Below are 16,620 nucleotides of genomic sequence, written 5' to 3' on the forward strand. Positions count from 1 at the left end.
CTATTTTTTAAATTTTAATTTTGTATTTTTAGATGCAGTTGAGAGCACCTTAGTTTTTGAACTATTTTTTAAAGTAACAGTTTTATTATCTAAATGAGTTATTTTATAACTATTTACAATATCACCGAGTTTATACCATTTGCCGTTTATAAGTGCAGTTTTATTTATTATTGCATATAAAACAAAAGAATCTTTTTTATAAAGAGGTGTTGTGCTGACTTCAGTAACCGAACCGGAAACCTTACTTACCTCTTTTTTGTTAGCTTTACTACTTACATTTACGGATTTTTTATCAGTTTCTTTTTTTGAAGAGTTTTTCTTTAAAAAAATAAAAGGGTTTTTGATTTTTGACATATTTATATTGCTTTCGCCGTCTCTTGGAGGTTTTATAGCTTCAATCTGAGTATCAACCCAAGATAAATCATCATTATTTGCTAGCAAGGAAGATGTCAAAAATATAAAAATTATTATAGTTTTCATTAGTAAGTAATCCCCCATACTGAAAGCTCAATATTAGTATTGAGTTTATTTTGAGCTTTTATATCTAAATTATGAATATCAACTACTAAATCACTTTGTTCAAGAGAGTTTATAAACTTTAGTGTATTTTGAAATCTTCCCGATAAATTGATTTTCAAATCTAGCATATGACCAAAAGATTCATTGTTATCTACATATTTATTTGAAAAATCTTTAATTTTAATATTATATTTTTTTGCATTATATGCGATTGAATTTATATAAGCTCCCCATGTACGTTCATCATATATCAATGCTGATATAGTTTCAATTTTATGTTTGATATAGTCATTCTTATCTTTAAACTCAAGCATCTGTATTTGAGTTTTTTGTATATCTTTTTCCAAATTTGTTATTTTGGATTGTGGATTTAAGCTAAGATATGATTTGTCCTTATTAATTTTACTTTGTATCTGTTTAATTTCATTTTGTACTTTCATAAAATCGTTTTCGGAACTATCCCAAAAAAGATACGCAAATGCAAATATTACGGAAGCTACCATAATATAAGTGAGTTTTCTATCTTTTTCACTTTTGTCTTTTAAAGATGAATCTATTTTATGTAAATAATCTTCTATATTCATAATACTTCCACCTTTAATGTACTAAAATATTTTTTTTCGTCTTCATCATAAAATATCTTATCTATAGAAAATTTCATAGTACCCTCATAAATTTTTGTTAGATGTTTAATAAGTTTTGTAATTCTAATACTTTTATATGATACTAAACCCAATTCAAATTTATCACTTTTTTCTTTTTGAGCATATAAAACCGATTCTAACTTAACATTAAAGTTATTTAAATCTTTTGTTAAAGAGGTTAAGGTTTTAGCTTTCATAAGATAGTTTACTTTAACATCGTGGATTTTTACCAAAGTCCCTTTTTTATCTATATAGCTATTCTTTTGTTCGTTTAGCAACTTAAGAGCTTTATTTTTATCTGCCATTCTGTTCTTAATCGTAGCTTCTCTTGTCGTTTTTTTATTGTGAATTTCGACATATTCGTTATTCAATATATCTTTTTGGAGCCCTTGTGCATACGAAGCAATCCAGTTTCCAACAGGATATGCGAAACCTAAAACTAAAGAAGCAGCAGCTATCAGTATCAATTTACCGCTTTCTCTTTGAATAAATCTAGGCGGTCTTTCATAATTTGTAAAATTACAAATATATTTTTCTTCATCAGGTAAAATTACATGAAGTTGCATCAGTGAATGAAGCAGACTAATGTTTTCACCCTCAGCTGACTCAAAACCATAGTCAAAATCAAGGATTGATGTTTTGATTTGAAGTTCAAATTCACATATTTCATCTAAATTTGAAGCTGTTTGAAATTGTGTACCTATATAGATATACTCGAATTTTTTAATCTCATAAGCTCTTTTTACATAGGTTAAAATATCGTTTATATTGTAAAAAACATCCTTATAAAGTTTTATAAAAAACTCTTTGTAAGGACTGATGGTATTTTTTAAGTCTTCATTTTTAATAAAATCTATAAATTCTTCAAACTCTATACGTTCACCGTAAAGTTCACAAAAATTCTCATGTAACTGTTCAAAGGAATATTCAATCGTTTTACTGAAAATAAAATCTTTTTCATTATAAATTGCTATAAATGCACTTGTTCTTTCAAAGTATAAAAATACGTGTGCACCTGAATTTGTTATTAATTCTTTTGAATAAAGTGATTTAAATAATAGTGGAGAAGGAATTATCGTATCAATATACTTTATCTGTTTTATACTTTCCTCAAAAGTTTCATCTATAACTAATGGATCTACAATAAAAACATTGAAGTATTTATTTTCTGCATCTAAGGCATTATAAAGTTCAATATATTCTATTTTATATGAAAGGGCTTGGTCTAAAGCTAATTCATCATATGTTTTGCTAAGAATAGCATCATATATATCTTCTTCGGGAATATTTTTACTTATCGAAATTTGGGCATTTATAAAACTATCTGTATTTATATACGAGATAGAGTATTGGCCTTTTTTAAAAGTAATATCTTTATCATACGCTAAGAAGCTAGAAATTCCACTCACATAATCATTATCATAAGGATTATGTGATACAACACTTGAAAATACCTGTTCAGTCTTTTCACTCATAAGTTAAGTTCCTATCTAAAATGAACCATTTGCATGGAACAAAATTTATTATTTTTATAATACTCAACTCTAAAAACCTTTTCGTCTTTATCAATAGAGAATCTTTTAACTATAGCTTCATGAGCAATATCAATTCCAGATTCTGATTTTGAGTTTTTGCTTTTATATCCGATAACATTAACTCTAATAGAACTATCTGTCAATATTCTAAAATCGTCAATAACAGAAATTTCTGAAGTATTTTCAAATATTCCTATATCCTTATCAACTTTAACTTTAAAATATTTAGGACAATCACTACCTAACTCAAAATATTGAGAATTTAGAGTTGTTATTATTTTATTTCCTATATATATAATGTATTTGTCGTTAATTTTCTCAAAACTACCTAGGGGATGAGAGAATTCAAGTACATTGTCTTTAGATTTTAACGGAAAGTAGCTTAAATATTTTTTTATGTTAGTTAAATTCAATGAAATATTGTCATTAATCTTTAAATTTCCATTATTTTCCAATAGTTTTGATATATCTTTTGTATCTAATTTAAAGTTTCTTGTATAGGTAATGCCCATTATTTTCATAAATTCTTCTATAGCCGTTAGCTGATAAAACACTTTTTGTGAGAGAGATGATAAGTTTTTACTAGTTTCAATTGCAAAGGCGGGTTTGTTGTTTGTAACAGAAAAATATGTTAAAGATAACTGCATCGCTTCATCTTCAAACTTTGTTTTTGTATTTCTAACATCAAAGCTATGATGAGACTGAATAAGACTTTTATTCATACGATTTTTAATTGTTAAAGCTATATCGTTTAAATTTCCAAATGGTTGATTAGGACTCAATGTACATTGGTCTATTACACATGTCTGTCCCCAAGCATTTGGATTGAATATCTTACTTTTGTTCTCTTTTCTGTAAAAACCGTGACCATCGTGTAAGTTCAAGACCAGTGATACGTTTTTTGATAGTATAATATTCTTAATCTCTTTTATAATTTTTAAATCTTTATCATTATTGTTTAAACTTGCAAATTTTCTATTCATATCACCGTTGATGCCACGAGTGTTCTTTTGAATACTTTTTTTATTTAAATTTGGAACAATCCATAAGTTTCCGGATTTTATATCATACTCTGTAGCTAATAAAGAAGCAGCAAAATAACCTCCCGGTTCATCACCGTGAATACCGCCTATAACTAAAAGAGTTGTATTTGAATCATTATTTTCTTTTTTTATAAGTTGTATATTTGAAAATGATAAAGAAAAAGATATCAATAAAAGGAAAAAAGATTTTATCATTACTATTTTTCAATAAATATTTTTAACTTGTTTGAGTCGTTTAATCTCACAAGTAATGTTTTGTCTCCGTTAAATTCAAATGTTCTTGATTTGTAATATTCATTAAAAGTCACTTGATAAGTATTGTCGGCAGCCGGATAAGCTATTATGTTTATATTGGAGAATATAATTGTTTTTTTCTCTATTTTATTAAATACACGGGTCTTATATTTTTTAAATGCTTTTATGCCCATTCCGTCAAATCTTGTAAAATCATCAGAGTAATATGATAAATATTTTTCTATATCGTTATATAACCAGGCATATCTCCAATCGTATAGTTGAGATAAAATTTTTGAGAGTTCTTCTTTACTTGTAGTCTTAGGTTTGTTGGGATAGATGATTAATGCAGTTTTTTTAATATCTATATTTCTATCTAAACATTCAATACTTTGGTTATCTATGGCTATACAACCTTTTGTAAAATCATCACGTTCTTGGTTTATCGGTAATCCGTGTACCCATATTCCGCTTCCGTTTTTGCCACGCATTCTGTCGTATAAATTTGGATAAGATGTCACAAAGGCTAAAGGTCCGTAAAAAGGATCTAGTTTAGTGTCTTTGCTTAATCTGTTGTTTATATGGTACACTCCAATCGGAGTTTTCAAATCTCCTTCTTTTTGCTTATCACCATTGATTTTTCCTGTAAAAGCATTATATTCTCTTTCCTTTACAAACGTGTTGTTTTCGTCTTGCTTGTATATGGCTAAAGTAGAACTGTTTTTATCACATATCAAAAAAGAGTTGTATGACTCTGTATAACCAAATCTTGTATCTTTGTCTTTGAGTAAATTGTCCCAAAAAATTTCTTTTGTTAATTCCAAATCAAACTGTTTTTCGATACTTGATATTCCATTGGTTCTGTAAGTATTCAAAAGTTCGTTTGCAAATAAACTTGATGTAAAAAAAGCTATAAATATTATTAATTTCATGATGTATAACCTATCTCTTTTAAATATTCTTTATCTTTAGACCAACCTTTTTTTACAATAACCTGAAGATCTAAAAACACCTTTTTGTTGCTTAATATTTCTATTTTTTTTCTTGAATATATACCTATTCTTTTTATCGCATCTCCGCCTTTTCCAATAATAATACCTTTTTGAGATTCTTTTTCGACTATTATAGATGCATATATTCTATCGACATTACCGTCTTCTTCAATTTTATCAATTAAAACATCACTCTCATAAGGAATTTCATCACTTATATTTTCAAAAATTCCTTCACGAATAAACCCTGCATATATATCACGAACAAGTTCACTCGTTAAATCATCCGGATCATAAAGGTAAGGAGAGTCAGGAAGATTTTTGGATATTGTGTCAAGTAGATCATCATGTCCGACTTTCTTAGAAATTGCAGTAGGGATTAATGCTTCAAACTCGTCTGAGAATTGATTATATTGATTTATTTTCTTAAAAAGTTTTTCTTGGCTTACTTGGTCAATTTTGCTAAGAACAATTATATGTTTGACTTTTTTCTCATTTAGTTTTAAAAATTTTTCATAATGTTCGGTTGAATCCGTAACAGGTGCAAGATATACGATTAAATCACAATCACCCATAGCTTTTAGTGCTTCATCCAACATATATTGGTTAAGTACTTTTTCTTTCTCGTGCAAACCGGGAGTATCTACAAATATGATTTGAGTATCTTTATGCATAACAATAGCATTGGAGCGTTTTCTTGTGGCATTTGCTTTTTGGCTAACCATTGCAATTTTTTCACCTAGAAGTGAATTCATTAGGGTACTTTTACCTGCATTTGGTCTTCCTATTAAAGAAACGAATCCTGCTTTTGTCATTATTTGCCTTTTTTAACTTTTATAATATATATCTTGATAAATCATCGTTTTCAACAACAGTATCCAACTTATCATGTACCAATTCTTTTGTAACAATATACTCTTTGTCTTTATACTCATCAGCTATAAAACTAATCTCTTCTAAGACTTTTTCAAGTACAGTGTGAAGACGTCTTGCTCCAATATCTTCAGTAGTTTCATTTGCTTTATGGGCAAGTTTTGCGATTGCATGAACTGCTTCATCATCAAATTTCAACTCCATTCCTTCAACAGATAAGAGTGCTTGGTATTGTTTTAGAAGTGAGTTTTTAGTCTGTGTTAAAATTTGATATAGTGAATCTTCAGTTAAGCTCTCTAACTCGACTCTTAAAGGAAAACGTCCTTGTAATTCTGGTATTAGATCACTAGGCTTACTTACATGAAATGCACCTGCGGCAATAAAAAGTATATGATCAGTATTAATTACACCGTACTTTGTTGTTATGGAGCTACCTTCAACGATAGGAAGCAAGTCACGCTGAACTCCCTCTTTTGAAGGATCGTTCCTACCTTGTGATTTTTCACTCAGTGCTATCTTGTCAATCTCGTCTAAAAAGATAATTCCACCATTTTCGGCTCGTCTAAGAGCTTCTGCATTTATAGAGTTGTTATCTATTAGTTTAGCACCGGCTTCTGCACGAAGCATGATTTTTGCATCTTTTACGCTTATCTCTTTTTTCTTATCTTCTTTATTCATTTGAGAAAATACTTTTGTAAAAGATTCTTGTACTTTTATCATTTCTGGCGGTAAGTTAGAGTCAGCAAATTCTACATGGATGCTTGAGTCTATCTCAATCTCGATTATTTTATCATCCATTTCACCGCTCTCAACTCGTCTTTCCATACCTTCTAGTAGTCTTTTATAGTCATCTTTTTTAGATTCACTTGCACTCTCAGGAAGAGGGGGTAGAAGTTTTTCAACTATTTTATTTATTACATAGTTTTCAATCTTTTCTTTATTTTCTTCCTCTTTTTCAGCTTTTACAATTGATACGGCATTTATAACCAAATCACGAACCATAGATTCAACATCACGACCCACAAAACCTACTTCTGTATATTTACTGGCTTCGACTTTTATAAACGGAACTTTCATCATTTTTGCCAAACGGCGAGATATTTCAGTTTTACCTACACCGGTTGAGCCTATCATTAAAATATTTTTGGGGGTAATCTCATTTTGAAGTTCATCACTAAGTTGCATACGTCTATAGCGCGTGCGAAGTGCCAAAGCTATTGTCTTTTTAGCATCTCTTTGACTTATTACATACTTATCTAGATATTCAACTATCTCTTTTGGGGTTAAATTCAATTACTTATCCTCTAAAGTTAATGTTTTTATATTTTGGTTTGTGTAGATGCAAAGTTCACCTGCAATCATTAAAGATTCTTTTACAAGGTCTTCTTCATCCATATTTGCGTGTTTTTTAAGTGCACGGGCAGCTGAAATTGCAAAGTTTCCGCCACTACCGATAGAAGCTATTTCACCGTCTTCTGGTTCAACTACGTCACCGTTTCCGGTCAGTATAAAAATATGATCTTTATTTAGTACAATCATCATAGCTTCTAAACGACGAAGAACTTTGTCTTTTCTCCATGCTTTTGAAAACTCTATAACCGATTTTAAAATATCGCCTTTTTTATCTTCTAAAAACTCTTCAAACATATCAAAAAGATTAAATGCATCTGCAGTGCTTCCTGCAAAACCTGCCAAAATTTTTCCGTGATGCAATTTTCTTATTTTTGTAGCATTGCCTTTTAAAACAGAGTTGCCAAAAGTTACTTGACCGTCACCGCCGATTACAGCTTTGTTTTTACCTTTATAGGCAAGTATAGTAGTAGCATCAAACATAAGTTATTGCTCTCCTTGAACATCCACATGTAGTGTAGCATGTATAGCATGACCAAGTTTTAAATCTAAGTCATGCTCACCTACGGTTTTAATAGCTGTTTTATCTGTTATATGCTTTTTATCTATTTCAATATTATGTTGTTCAAGTAGTGCTGCAGCTACTTCGTCTTTTGTAACGGCTCCAAAAAGGTGTCCGTTTTGACCTAATTTTTTAGTGATGATTATCTCTAGTTTATCAAGCTTTTTAGCAAGTTCTGTAAGCTCAGCTATCTCATTTTTTAGCTCTTGAGCTTTTTTGGCTTCTTGCTCTTTATGCTCGGCAATTATTTCATCCGTAGCATTTTTTGCAAAACCTTTTTTGATTAAAAAGTTTTGACCGTAACCCGGTTTTACTTCTTTTACTTCACCGGCTTTTCCTAAGTTTTTTACATCTTTTATTAAAAGTACTTTCATCTATTTTATCTCTCTATTTCTCCACCGTATGAAACAATACCGTGAGTTAAATTTCCTATATTTGTATAACCCATGTCTTTCATAATCATTGCTACATGGGCACTTCTACTACCAACATGACAGTAAACTATGTTATGTGCATTTTTATCTAGTTTTGCATCTTCGAGTGCCTGGTAAAAACTACTTGTAGGGATAAGTTTGTCAGCACCTTTAATATGACCCATCTGCCATTCCATATGCTCACGAACATCTATAAGTGTAAAGTCAACCATTCCAAGTTCTCTTGCTTCAAGTAGTGCATTTAGCTCATCACCGTCTAATTCACTCTGTTTTATAAGAAGTTCACATTCCTCTTTTGTAAGACCGCGTGAGTGAGTATGCACGGCTTCTTCCATACCAAGTTCAATCCTTTTCTCAGCCGCATATTCAGGTGTACAAAAAATTCCACAGTGACATTTACCGTCTTCAGGAATCTCTTTCTCAATTGCAGGTTTACATGGACAAATCCTGTCATCTACACTTTTTGGTTTGTCTCCGCTGTCATCAACCATAAAACATGGACAAAATCTTTTGTTGTACATAATTTTATTACGTGCCAGACCCATCTGTACACCTTCGTTTACTTCCTCCTGTGGGTTGTAAACCCAACCGCGTGACTCACAAACCTTATCCGTAAATTTTACTGTTTTATCCATCTCGCCGATGAACTCTTCAGAGTTCATGTCAATCTTAACAATACTCATTACTTATTCCTTTTTTTTCCGGCGATAATTCTTCTAAGTGCGTTTAGACGTATAAACCCTTCAGCATCTTTTTGATTATATACTTCGTCCTCTTCAAAAGTAGAGTGTTCTTCAGAATAAAGTGACATATCAGATTCACGTCCTACAACTTGAACATTACCTTTGTAAAGTTTTAGTTTTACATTACCTTGTACGTATTTTTGTGTATTGTCTATTGCCGCTTGAAGCATCTCACGCTCTGGTGAAAACCAGAATCCATTGTAGATTAGTTTTGCATATCTTGGCATCATCTCATCTTTTAGGTGCGCTTCTTCACGATCAAGTGTGATAGATTCAATAGCACGGTGAGCTTTTAGCATAATAGTACCACCCGGAGTTTCATAACAACCGCGTGCTTTCATACCAACGTATCTGTTTTCAACTATATCGATTCTCCCGATACCGTGTTTGTTACCGTATTCGTTTAATGTTCTTAAAATTGTAGCAGGACTCATCTCTGTACCGTTAATTGAGATAGGGTCTCCATTTTTGTATCCGATAGTGATATATTCAGCTTCATCAGGTGCATCTTCAGGTGAATTAGTCCATAACCACATATCATCTTCAGGTTCATTCATCGGATTTTCTAAGTGAAGACCTTCATAAGAGATATGAAGTAGGTTAGCGTCCATAGAGTATGGACTTACTTTTGGGTTACCGTTTTCATCTACGTGTTTTTGAGAAATCTCGATACCGTGTTCCCTTGCATATGCTAAAAGTTTTTCTCTTGAATTTAAATCCCATTCACGCCAAGGAGCGATAACCGTAATATCAGGGTTTAGTCCTAAATATCCAAGCTCAAATCTAACTTGATCGTTCCCTTTACCGGTTGCACCGTGACTAACTGCATCTGCACCCATTTCTTTTGCTATTTCTATTTGTTTTTTTGCGATTAACGGTCTTGCGATTGATGTCCCTAAAAGATACTCACCTTCGTAAATAGCATTTGCTCTAAACATTGGGAACACATAATCTTTTACAAATTCTTCTTGGATATCTAAGATAAAAATATTTTCAGGTTTTATACCGTTGTCAAGTGCTTTTTGACGAGCCGGTTCAACTTCTTCCCCTTGACCCAAATCTGCTGTAAATGTAATAACTTCGGCTTTATACTCTTCTTGTAACCATTTTAAAATAATACTGGTATCAAGCCCACCAGAATAAGCTAAAACTACCTTTTTGACCTCTTTTTTCATACAAAAAAACCTTTAATATTAAAATAATTGACGCGATTATACAATAAAAGAGATTAAAAAAATGTTAGCTTAACTCCGCTTTTTAGGTGTTTAAGTTTAAGTAGTAAAAAAAGGGTAAGCTTTCTTACCCTTTTGTATCGAATAACATTCCCGATACTTCTTGCATTTTCGGTAAAAAGTCTTGAGCTTGTTCGGCCGGAAATCTTCTAATCATTTTATTTGTTTTTGATTCACTAACCGCTACATAAAATATATCATCCAAATCAACACCAAAACTTAAATCAGTTTTCATAGGTGCCAGTGCATCATTTAGTTTTTTTACTAAATCTTCAACTTGTTCTTTAGAATCTATCTTAGTAGATTTCTCTTGAGAAGCTTTTACCAAATCCGGTTGTTGAACTTGAGGTTGTTTAGATTCCTCAGTTTTTATTCCTTGTGCTTCTGTAGTATGAATTTGAGATTGTTGCTGCCTTGCAACATTTGCTATGCCATCCATGACGTACTCCTTTTTTCATATTCAATATATAAAAAATATTGCTATCAACATTAATATCGACTAATGAAAAATAAACTTTAATAATTTTATGATAATCTTGCATTTATGAAAAAATACATTAAACTATTAAAAACTGAATATGTTCTAAGACAGTTATCAACTATACAATTAATATCATACTTTGGCGCTTGGTTTAGTAATGTAGCTATATATACCTTATTGATAGAATTAAACGTAGATGCTAAAGTTGTAGCATTTGTTGCAATGCTACATTTTTTAGCAGGTGTAATTCAAGCACCTTTGTCAGGTTCGATTATAGACAGTGTCAAACCAAAAAAACTTTTGCTGACTTTGATTGGCTTTGAGATAATTTCAACATTTTTATTAATATTTATAAATGACACCTCAGACTTAAATTATCTATATGTTTTGATTTTTATAAAAATGGCAGCTGCAAGTTTTTATTTTACGACGGAGATGTCATTACTACCTAAAATTTTAGACGGGAGCAAGCTTCAGCATGCAAATGAATTACACTCTATTATCTGGTCGTTTTCTTATACTTTAGGTATGGGAGTAAGCGGTTTTGTAGTATATTGGTTAGGTGTAAAGATAGCATTTTTACTAGATACTTTAATGTTTATAGTCGGATTTTTATTGTTATACAGATTAGAGATAGATATTGAAGTGATTAAAGTAAAAGAAAAGCTTTTAAGTATGATGGCGGATACTTTTAAATATATAAAAAAATTTCCACATGCGATGCATCTGATGTTTGTACATGCTTTTGTCGGTCTTACCGCTTTTGATGCTCTTGTGGCTTTAATGGTCGATAGATATTATACCTCTATTATTGCTGCTTCTTTGGCACTTGGAATTTTGCATGCATCTCGTGCATTAGGACTTGTTTTGGGTCCTATATTATTAAGTAGGTACACAAATAATAAAGGTTTATTTTATATATTTTTAGCTCAAGCTATTGCAGTATGGTTATGGGCAATTATGATGCAAAATTTTTATCTCTCAATAGTAGCTAGTTTTATAGTGGGCTTATTTACAACAACGCTTTGGTCATATACTTATACTTTATTACAAAAAAATATTGATAAAAAGTATTATGGTAGAATTGTTGCTTATAATGATATGTTGTTTTTAAGTTCGGCTGCATTTACATCTTATATGACGGGTGTATTGGCCCAAAACGGCTTTACCTTGGAGAATATAACCTTTATAATTGGATTTGGTTTTATATTAGGCGGATTATACTTTAAATGGGTTATAAAAACTCAAAATATAAAGGAAGTTAATTGATTAGTTTTGCGTTGATTGGCGGCATACTTCTAAATATTGGAGCATTTTTAACATTTCGCGGCAAGATATACGAATCTATAGTAGTGTATCTTTTAGCAGATGTTTGTTGGATTGTGATGGCATGGGAGAGAGAAGACTTTGTCGGAGTCATATCAATTATACTCGGAGTTACTTTTGGATTATTGGCATTTATAAAAATGTACAGAGGCGATATGTATAAAAGTTTAAATAAGGAAGATATAAAAGATGATTTACAAAACTAAAGCCGGGGATATTGATTTGGATAAACTTACAAGGTTGTATCCTGCATCGGTAGTTGATTTAAACGGTGAAACGGCAGAAATGAGTCTTGAGTGGACAGATTTAAACGCAGATAAGGTCAAAGTTTTAAGATATGTATTGGTATTTGATTCAACCCCTCCGAATCAAGAACAAAAAATAAGAACTGCACTTTCATTTGATACAAAAGATGAACTTATTTTAGAGATGCAAAAAGTATCCGAGGTATTAAATGGATAGTGCTACAATCCCTTTATTGTCGATTATAGCAAACTTAAACGATGACCTTATTGTTATATTTAAAGATGAAAACGTAATTTTTACAAATAGCTCGTTTAATAGATTTTTTAACGTATTTTCAACCGAGGATTATAATACTAATTTTGGAGAATTTGAAAATAATTTTATACCGCATCCAAATTATTTTAACAAAAATAAAATCACTGGCGGTGAAAATTGGATAGATGCTATACTAAAATTAGACGAAAAGGACAGAATCGTCAGTATGCTCAGTCAAACATATGACCCTAAAGCTTTTAGCGTCAATATAGATAAGAGTGTAAAAGAGTATAGAGTTGTAGTATTTAAAGATATTACACAAGATTTAATAAAAAGAATAATGATTCAAAACCATACAAACATAGATGCAAAAAGCGGTGCATATGATAGAAAATATTTTAAAGAGATTGCAAAAAGTTATCAAGAGGCTGCCGTATTTAACGAAAAAATAGTTTCAATCTTATCTATAGTAATTACAAAAGAGGATGGTTTAGTTCATAAAGATTTTGTAAATAATTTACTTGTAATGATTCGCAGAGACGATATGTTGGTAAGATGGGATGAAAACAGATTTTTACTTGTATATATGTCTGAAAATAGTGAAATAGCCAATAAAGTTTTAGAAAAGTTTAAAAATATAATAAATTTAAATCCGATAAATAAATACGGCTGCAAGATTGAACTAAATACTCAAAAAGAAAAAGAAGATATAGCCTCCTTAATTAAAAGATTATAATAACAATGATTCCAAAATATTCTCAAGACACCCGTAAGGTTTTTTCACTTGCTATACCCGCTGCACTTAAAAGCCTTGTTGATATTCTTCAATCACTAATAGATATGCTTATGGTAGGGATGCTGAGTTTTTATGCTTTGGCGGCTGTGGGTGTAAGTATGCAGTTTATGATGATCGTTAACGTACTTATGACACTTTATGTTGTCGGTGGAAATGCCTTGATATCACGTTTTATCGGAAGCAATAGAAAAAAAAGAGCATCTTCGCTTTTGTATGCGTTGTTGATAATTTCGGTTATATTGTCGATTTTTGTAAGTTTTTTAGGTTATTTCGGCAGTGAATATTTTTACTCTATTTTAGGTGCGGAAGATGAAGTCATAGAACTTGGAAGTGCTTATTTTAAAATTCTATCTTTAGGTATTGTAGTTATTTTTATAGATGCACTGTTATTTAATGCTTTAAGTGCATCAGGGGATACAAAAAGTTCACTTTACATAAAACTCGTGTCGGCAGGTATAAATGCATTTTTAAACTATGTACTTATATTTGGTCATTTCGGATTTGTAGCTATGGGAATAGAAGGTGCGGCTATAGCAACACTTATAGCATATGCTTTTAATGTATCGGTATATTTTTTGATACTAAAAAAAACAACGGCAAAAATAAATATATTACCGATAATCAGATTTGTAGATTTAAAACGTGCACTTAAAGTGGGATGGGGTGCCGCACTTGATAGAGGAATATCAAGTATGAGTTTTGTTTTTTTCGTTGCTATAATTGCATGGTACGGCACGGTGGAACTAGCAGGTTATCAAGTGGGTCTTAGAATTGAAGGTATAGCTTTTATGCCGGGATTTGGTTTTGCAATTGCCGCAATGGCATTGGTTGGACAAAATCTAGGAGCAAAAAACAAAGAAAAAGCATACCATATGGGTGTTATAAGCGGACGTATAGCATATATTTTTATGGGCAGCATAGGTTTGTTTATGATATTATTTCCCGAGTATATTGTAGGCGTGTTTACTAATGATAGAGCTACGGTATTGGTAGCTTCACAATATTTGATACTGGTAGGTTTGGCTCAGGTACCACTTGCTATAATGTTTGTTTATTCATCGGCACTACGCGGTGCGGGTGCGACAAAAACAACTTTAAAAATAAATGTGCTATCATTATGGTTTTTTAGGATTATTCCATCATATATAGCATATAAGTTAGGTTACGGCATTATCTCTATTTTCATAATAATGAATGTGGAGACACTTTTTAAAGGTATAATATATTGGTATATTTATCAAAAAAGAGATTGGTTAAATACAAAAGTATAAAGTGGATTTATGAAGACAATAGAAAAAACTAAGAAAAATGTTTTTTTATCATCAATGGTCTTTATAACACTTCTTTTTATAATAGGCTATGTTTTTTTGACATATCAGTTTGATAAAGTCGTCGATGAAAAAGTAAAAACAATATCTGTATCCGCCAAAGAACTTTTTAATCTAAATATTCATAAATATGAAGCTAAGTTAAAAAACAAATTAAACCGTTTTGTTTATTTGGATGGTCTTAGTAAGGCAATTGCAGATAAAGATACAAAAGCAGTAGATAAAATTATACAGCATAAATATCTAAATGAAAAAGCATTAAATAAAAATATAAATATTCTTACTTTCCGCTCCTTTGACGGGATTACCATATATAGAGCACATAAACCGAATTTCTTCGGTGATAAGTTAAGCCAAAAACGAACGTTAATAACAGATACCGGTAGGTTACAAAAATCTTTAAGCGGGTTTGAACAGGGAAAACTGGAGTTGACATATCGTGTAACCAAACCGATTTTTTATAAAAATCAATATGTAGGAAATGTCGAAATAGGACTCTCCCCTATAGCTTTTTTAGAAGACTTAAAAACGATAGAAGATGTAAAACTCGAAATAATAAAAGGAAATAAAGAACAATCGGTTCAAAAATATTTCAATAATAAAACTTTACTGGATTTAAAAAACCATAAGTCTGAAACAGTCGGTAGTTTAGTGATTATATTTGATATCGAGAAACTACATAAACCATATTCAAATTTAATCAACACACTACTCGTCGTCGGTTTAATAATATCGCTATTAATTCTTTTTGCAACAAAAAAAAGTTTCGACAATGTATTTAACCATTTTAAGCATCAGGCATTTACAGACAGTACTACAGGGTTAGGAAACAGACAGTTTTTAGATGTATCGTTTTCAGAAGAGAAGATAAATGTTTTAATTCTTGGAAATATTAAGGAGTTCAGCCTTATAAATGAACTCTACGGTATGAATACGGGAAATATTGTTTTAAAAGCCGTAGCGGACGAATTTAGAAAATTCGGACACGAATACTCTATGAAGATATTTAGAACTTCATCCGATGAATTTGCTCTTTTAAAGTGTGATGAGTATTTTTCCGAAGATGACTATGTTGATATTTTAGAAGAATTACACTTAAGATTAAAGTTACTGAATATAGATGTTGAAGAGTTTGATGATATATTGCAAGTTGAGATGTACTTTGGAATATCAAACGGAAACAGCAACTTAGTTGAAAAAGCACAAATGGCTTTAAAAAAAGCCAGAGAAAAATCGCTACCGTATATAGCTTATACAAACAATATCGATACAAAACAAAGCTCTTCAAAAACAATAAAAATGAAAAAAATTTTAAAACAAGCCATAGATAACAATAAGGTAGTTCCTTTTTTTCAAGAGATAAGAAATAGGGAAGAAAAAATAGTTAAATATGAAGCGTTGGTTAGAATAATTGATTTAGAAGACGATAAAGAAAAAATTCTTTATCCAAGCGATTTTTTACCTATAGCTATGAACGGAGGACTTTATGCTTACTTAGCTAAAGAGGTGTTGATTCAGTCTTTATCGTTCTTTTCCCAAAGGGATGAACAAATATCTATCAACTTTTTACCGAATGATTTTTTTCAACCAAGGGTTATGGATACTTTATTGGAAATATTAGAAAAGTTTAACAATCCAAACAGGATAATTATTGAAATAGTAGAACAAGAGAACGTAGAAGATTTTAACAGACTTGTAAAAGTTGTGAAAAAGCTTAAAAAGATAGGTGTTAGGATAGCTATAGACGATTTTGGAAGCGGTTATGCAAACTATGCACATATCCTTAGATTAAAACCGGATTATTTAAAGATTGACGGTTCATTGGTTCAAAATATATTAGAAAAAGAAGAATCAAGAATATTGGTCAAAAGTATAGTTCATTTTGCACAAGACCTAAATATTAAAACAGTAGCCGAATATGTAGAAAATAAAGAAATTTTTGAGTTGTTGAAAAAATACGGGGTTGATGAATTCCAAGGTTATTATTTTGGCAAGGCTCAAAATTTACTGCAAGTACACTAACGAAT

Annotated in this window: 18 protein-coding genes; 6 read left to right on the top strand and 12 right to left on the bottom strand. The window is 30.9% G+C overall.

Translation table 11 applies throughout. The features are described 5' to 3' along the window. The 12 genes from FJR48_RS04485 to FJR48_RS04540 form a co-directional block, all read right to left on the bottom strand. Complete coding sequence (locus tag FJR48_RS04485; RefSeq protein WP_152306963.1) at positions 1-480, bottom strand: hypothetical protein; 480 nt, start codon at positions 478-480, stop codon at positions 1-3. Next, positions 480-1,103 carry a type 4a pilus biogenesis protein PilO gene (locus tag FJR48_RS04490; RefSeq protein ID WP_152306964.1) on the bottom strand — a complete coding sequence of 208 codons (624 nt, stop codon included), beginning with the start codon at positions 1,101-1,103 and terminating at the stop codon, positions 480-482. The genes FJR48_RS04485 and FJR48_RS04490 overlap by 1 nt, the downstream gene beginning before the upstream one ends. Further along, positions 1,100-2,638, bottom strand: a complete 1,539-nt coding sequence (locus tag FJR48_RS04495; protein WP_152306965.1) for a hypothetical protein — start codon at positions 2,636-2,638, stop codon at positions 1,100-1,102. The genes FJR48_RS04490 and FJR48_RS04495 overlap by 4 nt, the downstream gene beginning before the upstream one ends. Positions 2,639-2,649: 11 nt before the next feature. Further along, entirely contained in the window at positions 2,650-3,936 is a 1,287-nt protein-coding gene (locus FJR48_RS04500) for a M99 family carboxypeptidase catalytic domain-containing protein (RefSeq protein WP_152306966.1), read from the bottom strand. A 2-nt stretch (positions 3,937-3,938) separates the two neighbouring features. Next, complete coding sequence (locus FJR48_RS04505; RefSeq protein WP_152306967.1) at positions 3,939-4,907, bottom strand: L,D-transpeptidase family protein; 969 nt, start codon at positions 4,905-4,907, stop codon at positions 3,939-3,941. Then, the gene (gene era, locus FJR48_RS04510) at positions 4,904-5,782 is read right to left on the bottom strand and encodes a GTPase Era (protein WP_152306968.1); all 879 of its coding nucleotides are present in this window, start codon (positions 5,780-5,782) and stop codon (positions 4,904-4,906) included. The genes FJR48_RS04505 and era overlap by 4 nt, the downstream gene beginning before the upstream one ends. A 19-nt stretch (positions 5,783-5,801) precedes the next feature. Beyond that, positions 5,802-7,133, bottom strand: coding sequence for an ATP-dependent protease ATPase subunit HslU (hslU, locus tag FJR48_RS04515; protein ID WP_152306969.1), 1,332 nt, complete (start codon positions 7,131-7,133; stop codon positions 5,802-5,804). Beyond that, positions 7,134-7,673 (bottom strand): ATP-dependent protease subunit HslV, encoded by a 540-nt coding sequence (gene hslV / locus FJR48_RS04520; RefSeq protein ID WP_152306970.1) that lies wholly within the window; start codon positions 7,671-7,673, stop codon positions 7,134-7,136. A gap of 3 nt (positions 7,674-7,676) precedes the next feature. Then, on the bottom strand, positions 7,677-8,126 hold the full coding sequence (rplI, locus tag FJR48_RS04525) for a 50S ribosomal protein L9 (protein ID WP_152306971.1): 450 nt from the start codon (positions 8,124-8,126) through the stop codon (positions 7,677-7,679). A 5-nt stretch (positions 8,127-8,131) separates the two neighbouring features. Continuing rightward, positions 8,132-8,869 (bottom strand): ferredoxin-thioredoxin reductase catalytic domain-containing protein, encoded by a 738-nt coding sequence (locus FJR48_RS04530; protein WP_152306972.1) that lies wholly within the window; start codon positions 8,867-8,869, stop codon positions 8,132-8,134. Next, a complete protein-coding gene (locus FJR48_RS04535) occupies positions 8,869-10,104 on the bottom strand; it encodes an argininosuccinate synthase (protein WP_152306973.1) in 1,236 nt (411 codons plus the stop codon). Before FJR48_RS04535 ends, FJR48_RS04530 begins: the two co-directional genes overlap by 1 nt. Positions 10,105-10,228: 124 nt before the next feature. Further along, positions 10,229-10,600 carry a flagellar protein FlaG gene (locus FJR48_RS04540; protein ID WP_152306974.1) on the bottom strand — a complete coding sequence of 124 codons (372 nt, stop codon included), beginning with the start codon at positions 10,598-10,600 and terminating at the stop codon, positions 10,229-10,231. Between the two features lie 105 nt (positions 10,601-10,705). Here FJR48_RS04540 and FJR48_RS04545 point away from each other — a divergent pair, with 105 nt between their 5' ends. The 6 genes from FJR48_RS04545 to FJR48_RS04570 are packed head-to-tail and all read left to right on the top strand — an operon-like array spanning position 10,706 to position 16,615. Beyond that, positions 10,706-11,911, top strand: a complete 1,206-nt coding sequence (locus FJR48_RS04545) for an MFS transporter (RefSeq protein ID WP_152306975.1) — start codon at positions 10,706-10,708, stop codon at positions 11,909-11,911. Beyond that, positions 11,908-12,174 (top strand): hypothetical protein, encoded by a 267-nt coding sequence (locus FJR48_RS04550; RefSeq protein ID WP_152306976.1) that lies wholly within the window; start codon positions 11,908-11,910, stop codon positions 12,172-12,174. The genes FJR48_RS04545 and FJR48_RS04550 overlap by 4 nt, the downstream gene beginning before the upstream one ends. Then, positions 12,158-12,430, top strand: a complete 273-nt coding sequence (locus tag FJR48_RS04555) for a hypothetical protein (RefSeq protein ID WP_152306977.1) — start codon at positions 12,158-12,160, stop codon at positions 12,428-12,430. The genes FJR48_RS04550 and FJR48_RS04555 overlap by 17 nt, the downstream gene beginning before the upstream one ends. Continuing rightward, positions 12,423-13,205: a hypothetical protein gene (locus tag FJR48_RS04560; RefSeq protein ID WP_152306978.1), complete on the top strand. Its 783-nt coding sequence runs from the start codon at positions 12,423-12,425 to the stop codon at positions 13,203-13,205. The genes FJR48_RS04555 and FJR48_RS04560 overlap by 8 nt, the downstream gene beginning before the upstream one ends. A 5-nt stretch (positions 13,206-13,210) precedes the next feature. Continuing rightward, positions 13,211-14,536, top strand: a complete 1,326-nt coding sequence (locus FJR48_RS04565) for an MATE family efflux transporter (RefSeq protein WP_152306979.1) — start codon at positions 13,211-13,213, stop codon at positions 14,534-14,536. 9 nt (positions 14,537-14,545) lie between these two features. Then, positions 14,546-16,615: an EAL domain-containing protein gene (locus FJR48_RS04570; protein ID WP_152306980.1), complete on the top strand. Its 2,070-nt coding sequence runs from the start codon at positions 14,546-14,548 to the stop codon at positions 16,613-16,615. Positions 16,616-16,620 lie beyond the last annotated feature (5 nt).

The organism is Sulfurimonas lithotrophica (assembly GCF_009258225.1).
Taxonomy (GTDB): Bacteria; Campylobacterota; Campylobacteria; order Campylobacterales; family Sulfurimonadaceae; genus Sulfurimonas; species Sulfurimonas lithotrophica.

Excerpts from the sequence above, each read along its gene's own strand:
- FJR48_RS04505 (WP_152306967.1), bottom strand. The coding sequence starts at position 4,907 with ATGAAATTAATAATATTTATAGCTTTTTTTACATCAAGTTTATTTGCA.
- FJR48_RS04490 (WP_152306964.1), bottom strand. The coding sequence starts at position 1,103 with ATGAATATAGAAGATTATTTACATAAAATAGATTCATCTTTAAAAGAC.
- FJR48_RS04500 (WP_152306966.1), bottom strand. The coding sequence starts at position 3,936 with ATGATAAAATCTTTTTTCCTTTTATTGATATCTTTTTCTTTATCATTT.
- FJR48_RS04530 (WP_152306972.1), bottom strand. The coding sequence starts at position 8,869 with ATGAGTATTGTTAAGATTGACATGAACTCTGAAGAGTTCATCGGCGAG.
- FJR48_RS04495 (WP_152306965.1), bottom strand. The coding sequence starts at position 2,638 with ATGAGTGAAAAGACTGAACAGGTATTTTCAAGTGTTGTATCACATAAT.
- rplI (WP_152306971.1), bottom strand. The coding sequence starts at position 8,126 with ATGAAAGTACTTTTAATAAAAGATGTAAAAAACTTAGGAAAAGCCGGT.
- hslV (WP_152306970.1), bottom strand. The coding sequence starts at position 7,673 with ATGTTTGATGCTACTACTATACTTGCCTATAAAGGTAAAAACAAAGCT.
- FJR48_RS04540 (WP_152306974.1), bottom strand. The coding sequence starts at position 10,600 with ATGGATGGCATAGCAAATGTTGCAAGGCAGCAACAATCTCAAATTCAT.
- FJR48_RS04570 (WP_152306980.1), top strand. The coding sequence starts at position 14,546 with ATGAAGACAATAGAAAAAACTAAGAAAAATGTTTTTTTATCATCAATG.
- FJR48_RS04560 (WP_152306978.1), top strand. The coding sequence starts at position 12,423 with ATGGATAGTGCTACAATCCCTTTATTGTCGATTATAGCAAACTTAAAC.
- FJR48_RS04545 (WP_152306975.1), top strand. The coding sequence starts at position 10,706 with ATGAAAAAATACATTAAACTATTAAAAACTGAATATGTTCTAAGACAG.
- FJR48_RS04535 (WP_152306973.1), bottom strand. The coding sequence starts at position 10,104 with ATGAAAAAAGAGGTCAAAAAGGTAGTTTTAGCTTATTCTGGTGGGCTT.
- FJR48_RS04565 (WP_152306979.1), top strand. The coding sequence starts at position 13,211 with ATGATTCCAAAATATTCTCAAGACACCCGTAAGGTTTTTTCACTTGCT.
- era (WP_152306968.1), bottom strand. The coding sequence starts at position 5,782 with ATGACAAAAGCAGGATTCGTTTCTTTAATAGGAAGACCAAATGCAGGT.
- FJR48_RS04555 (WP_152306977.1), top strand. The coding sequence starts at position 12,158 with ATGATTTACAAAACTAAAGCCGGGGATATTGATTTGGATAAACTTACA.
- FJR48_RS04485 (WP_152306963.1), bottom strand. The coding sequence starts at position 480 with ATGAAAACTATAATAATTTTTATATTTTTGACATCTTCCTTGCTAGCA.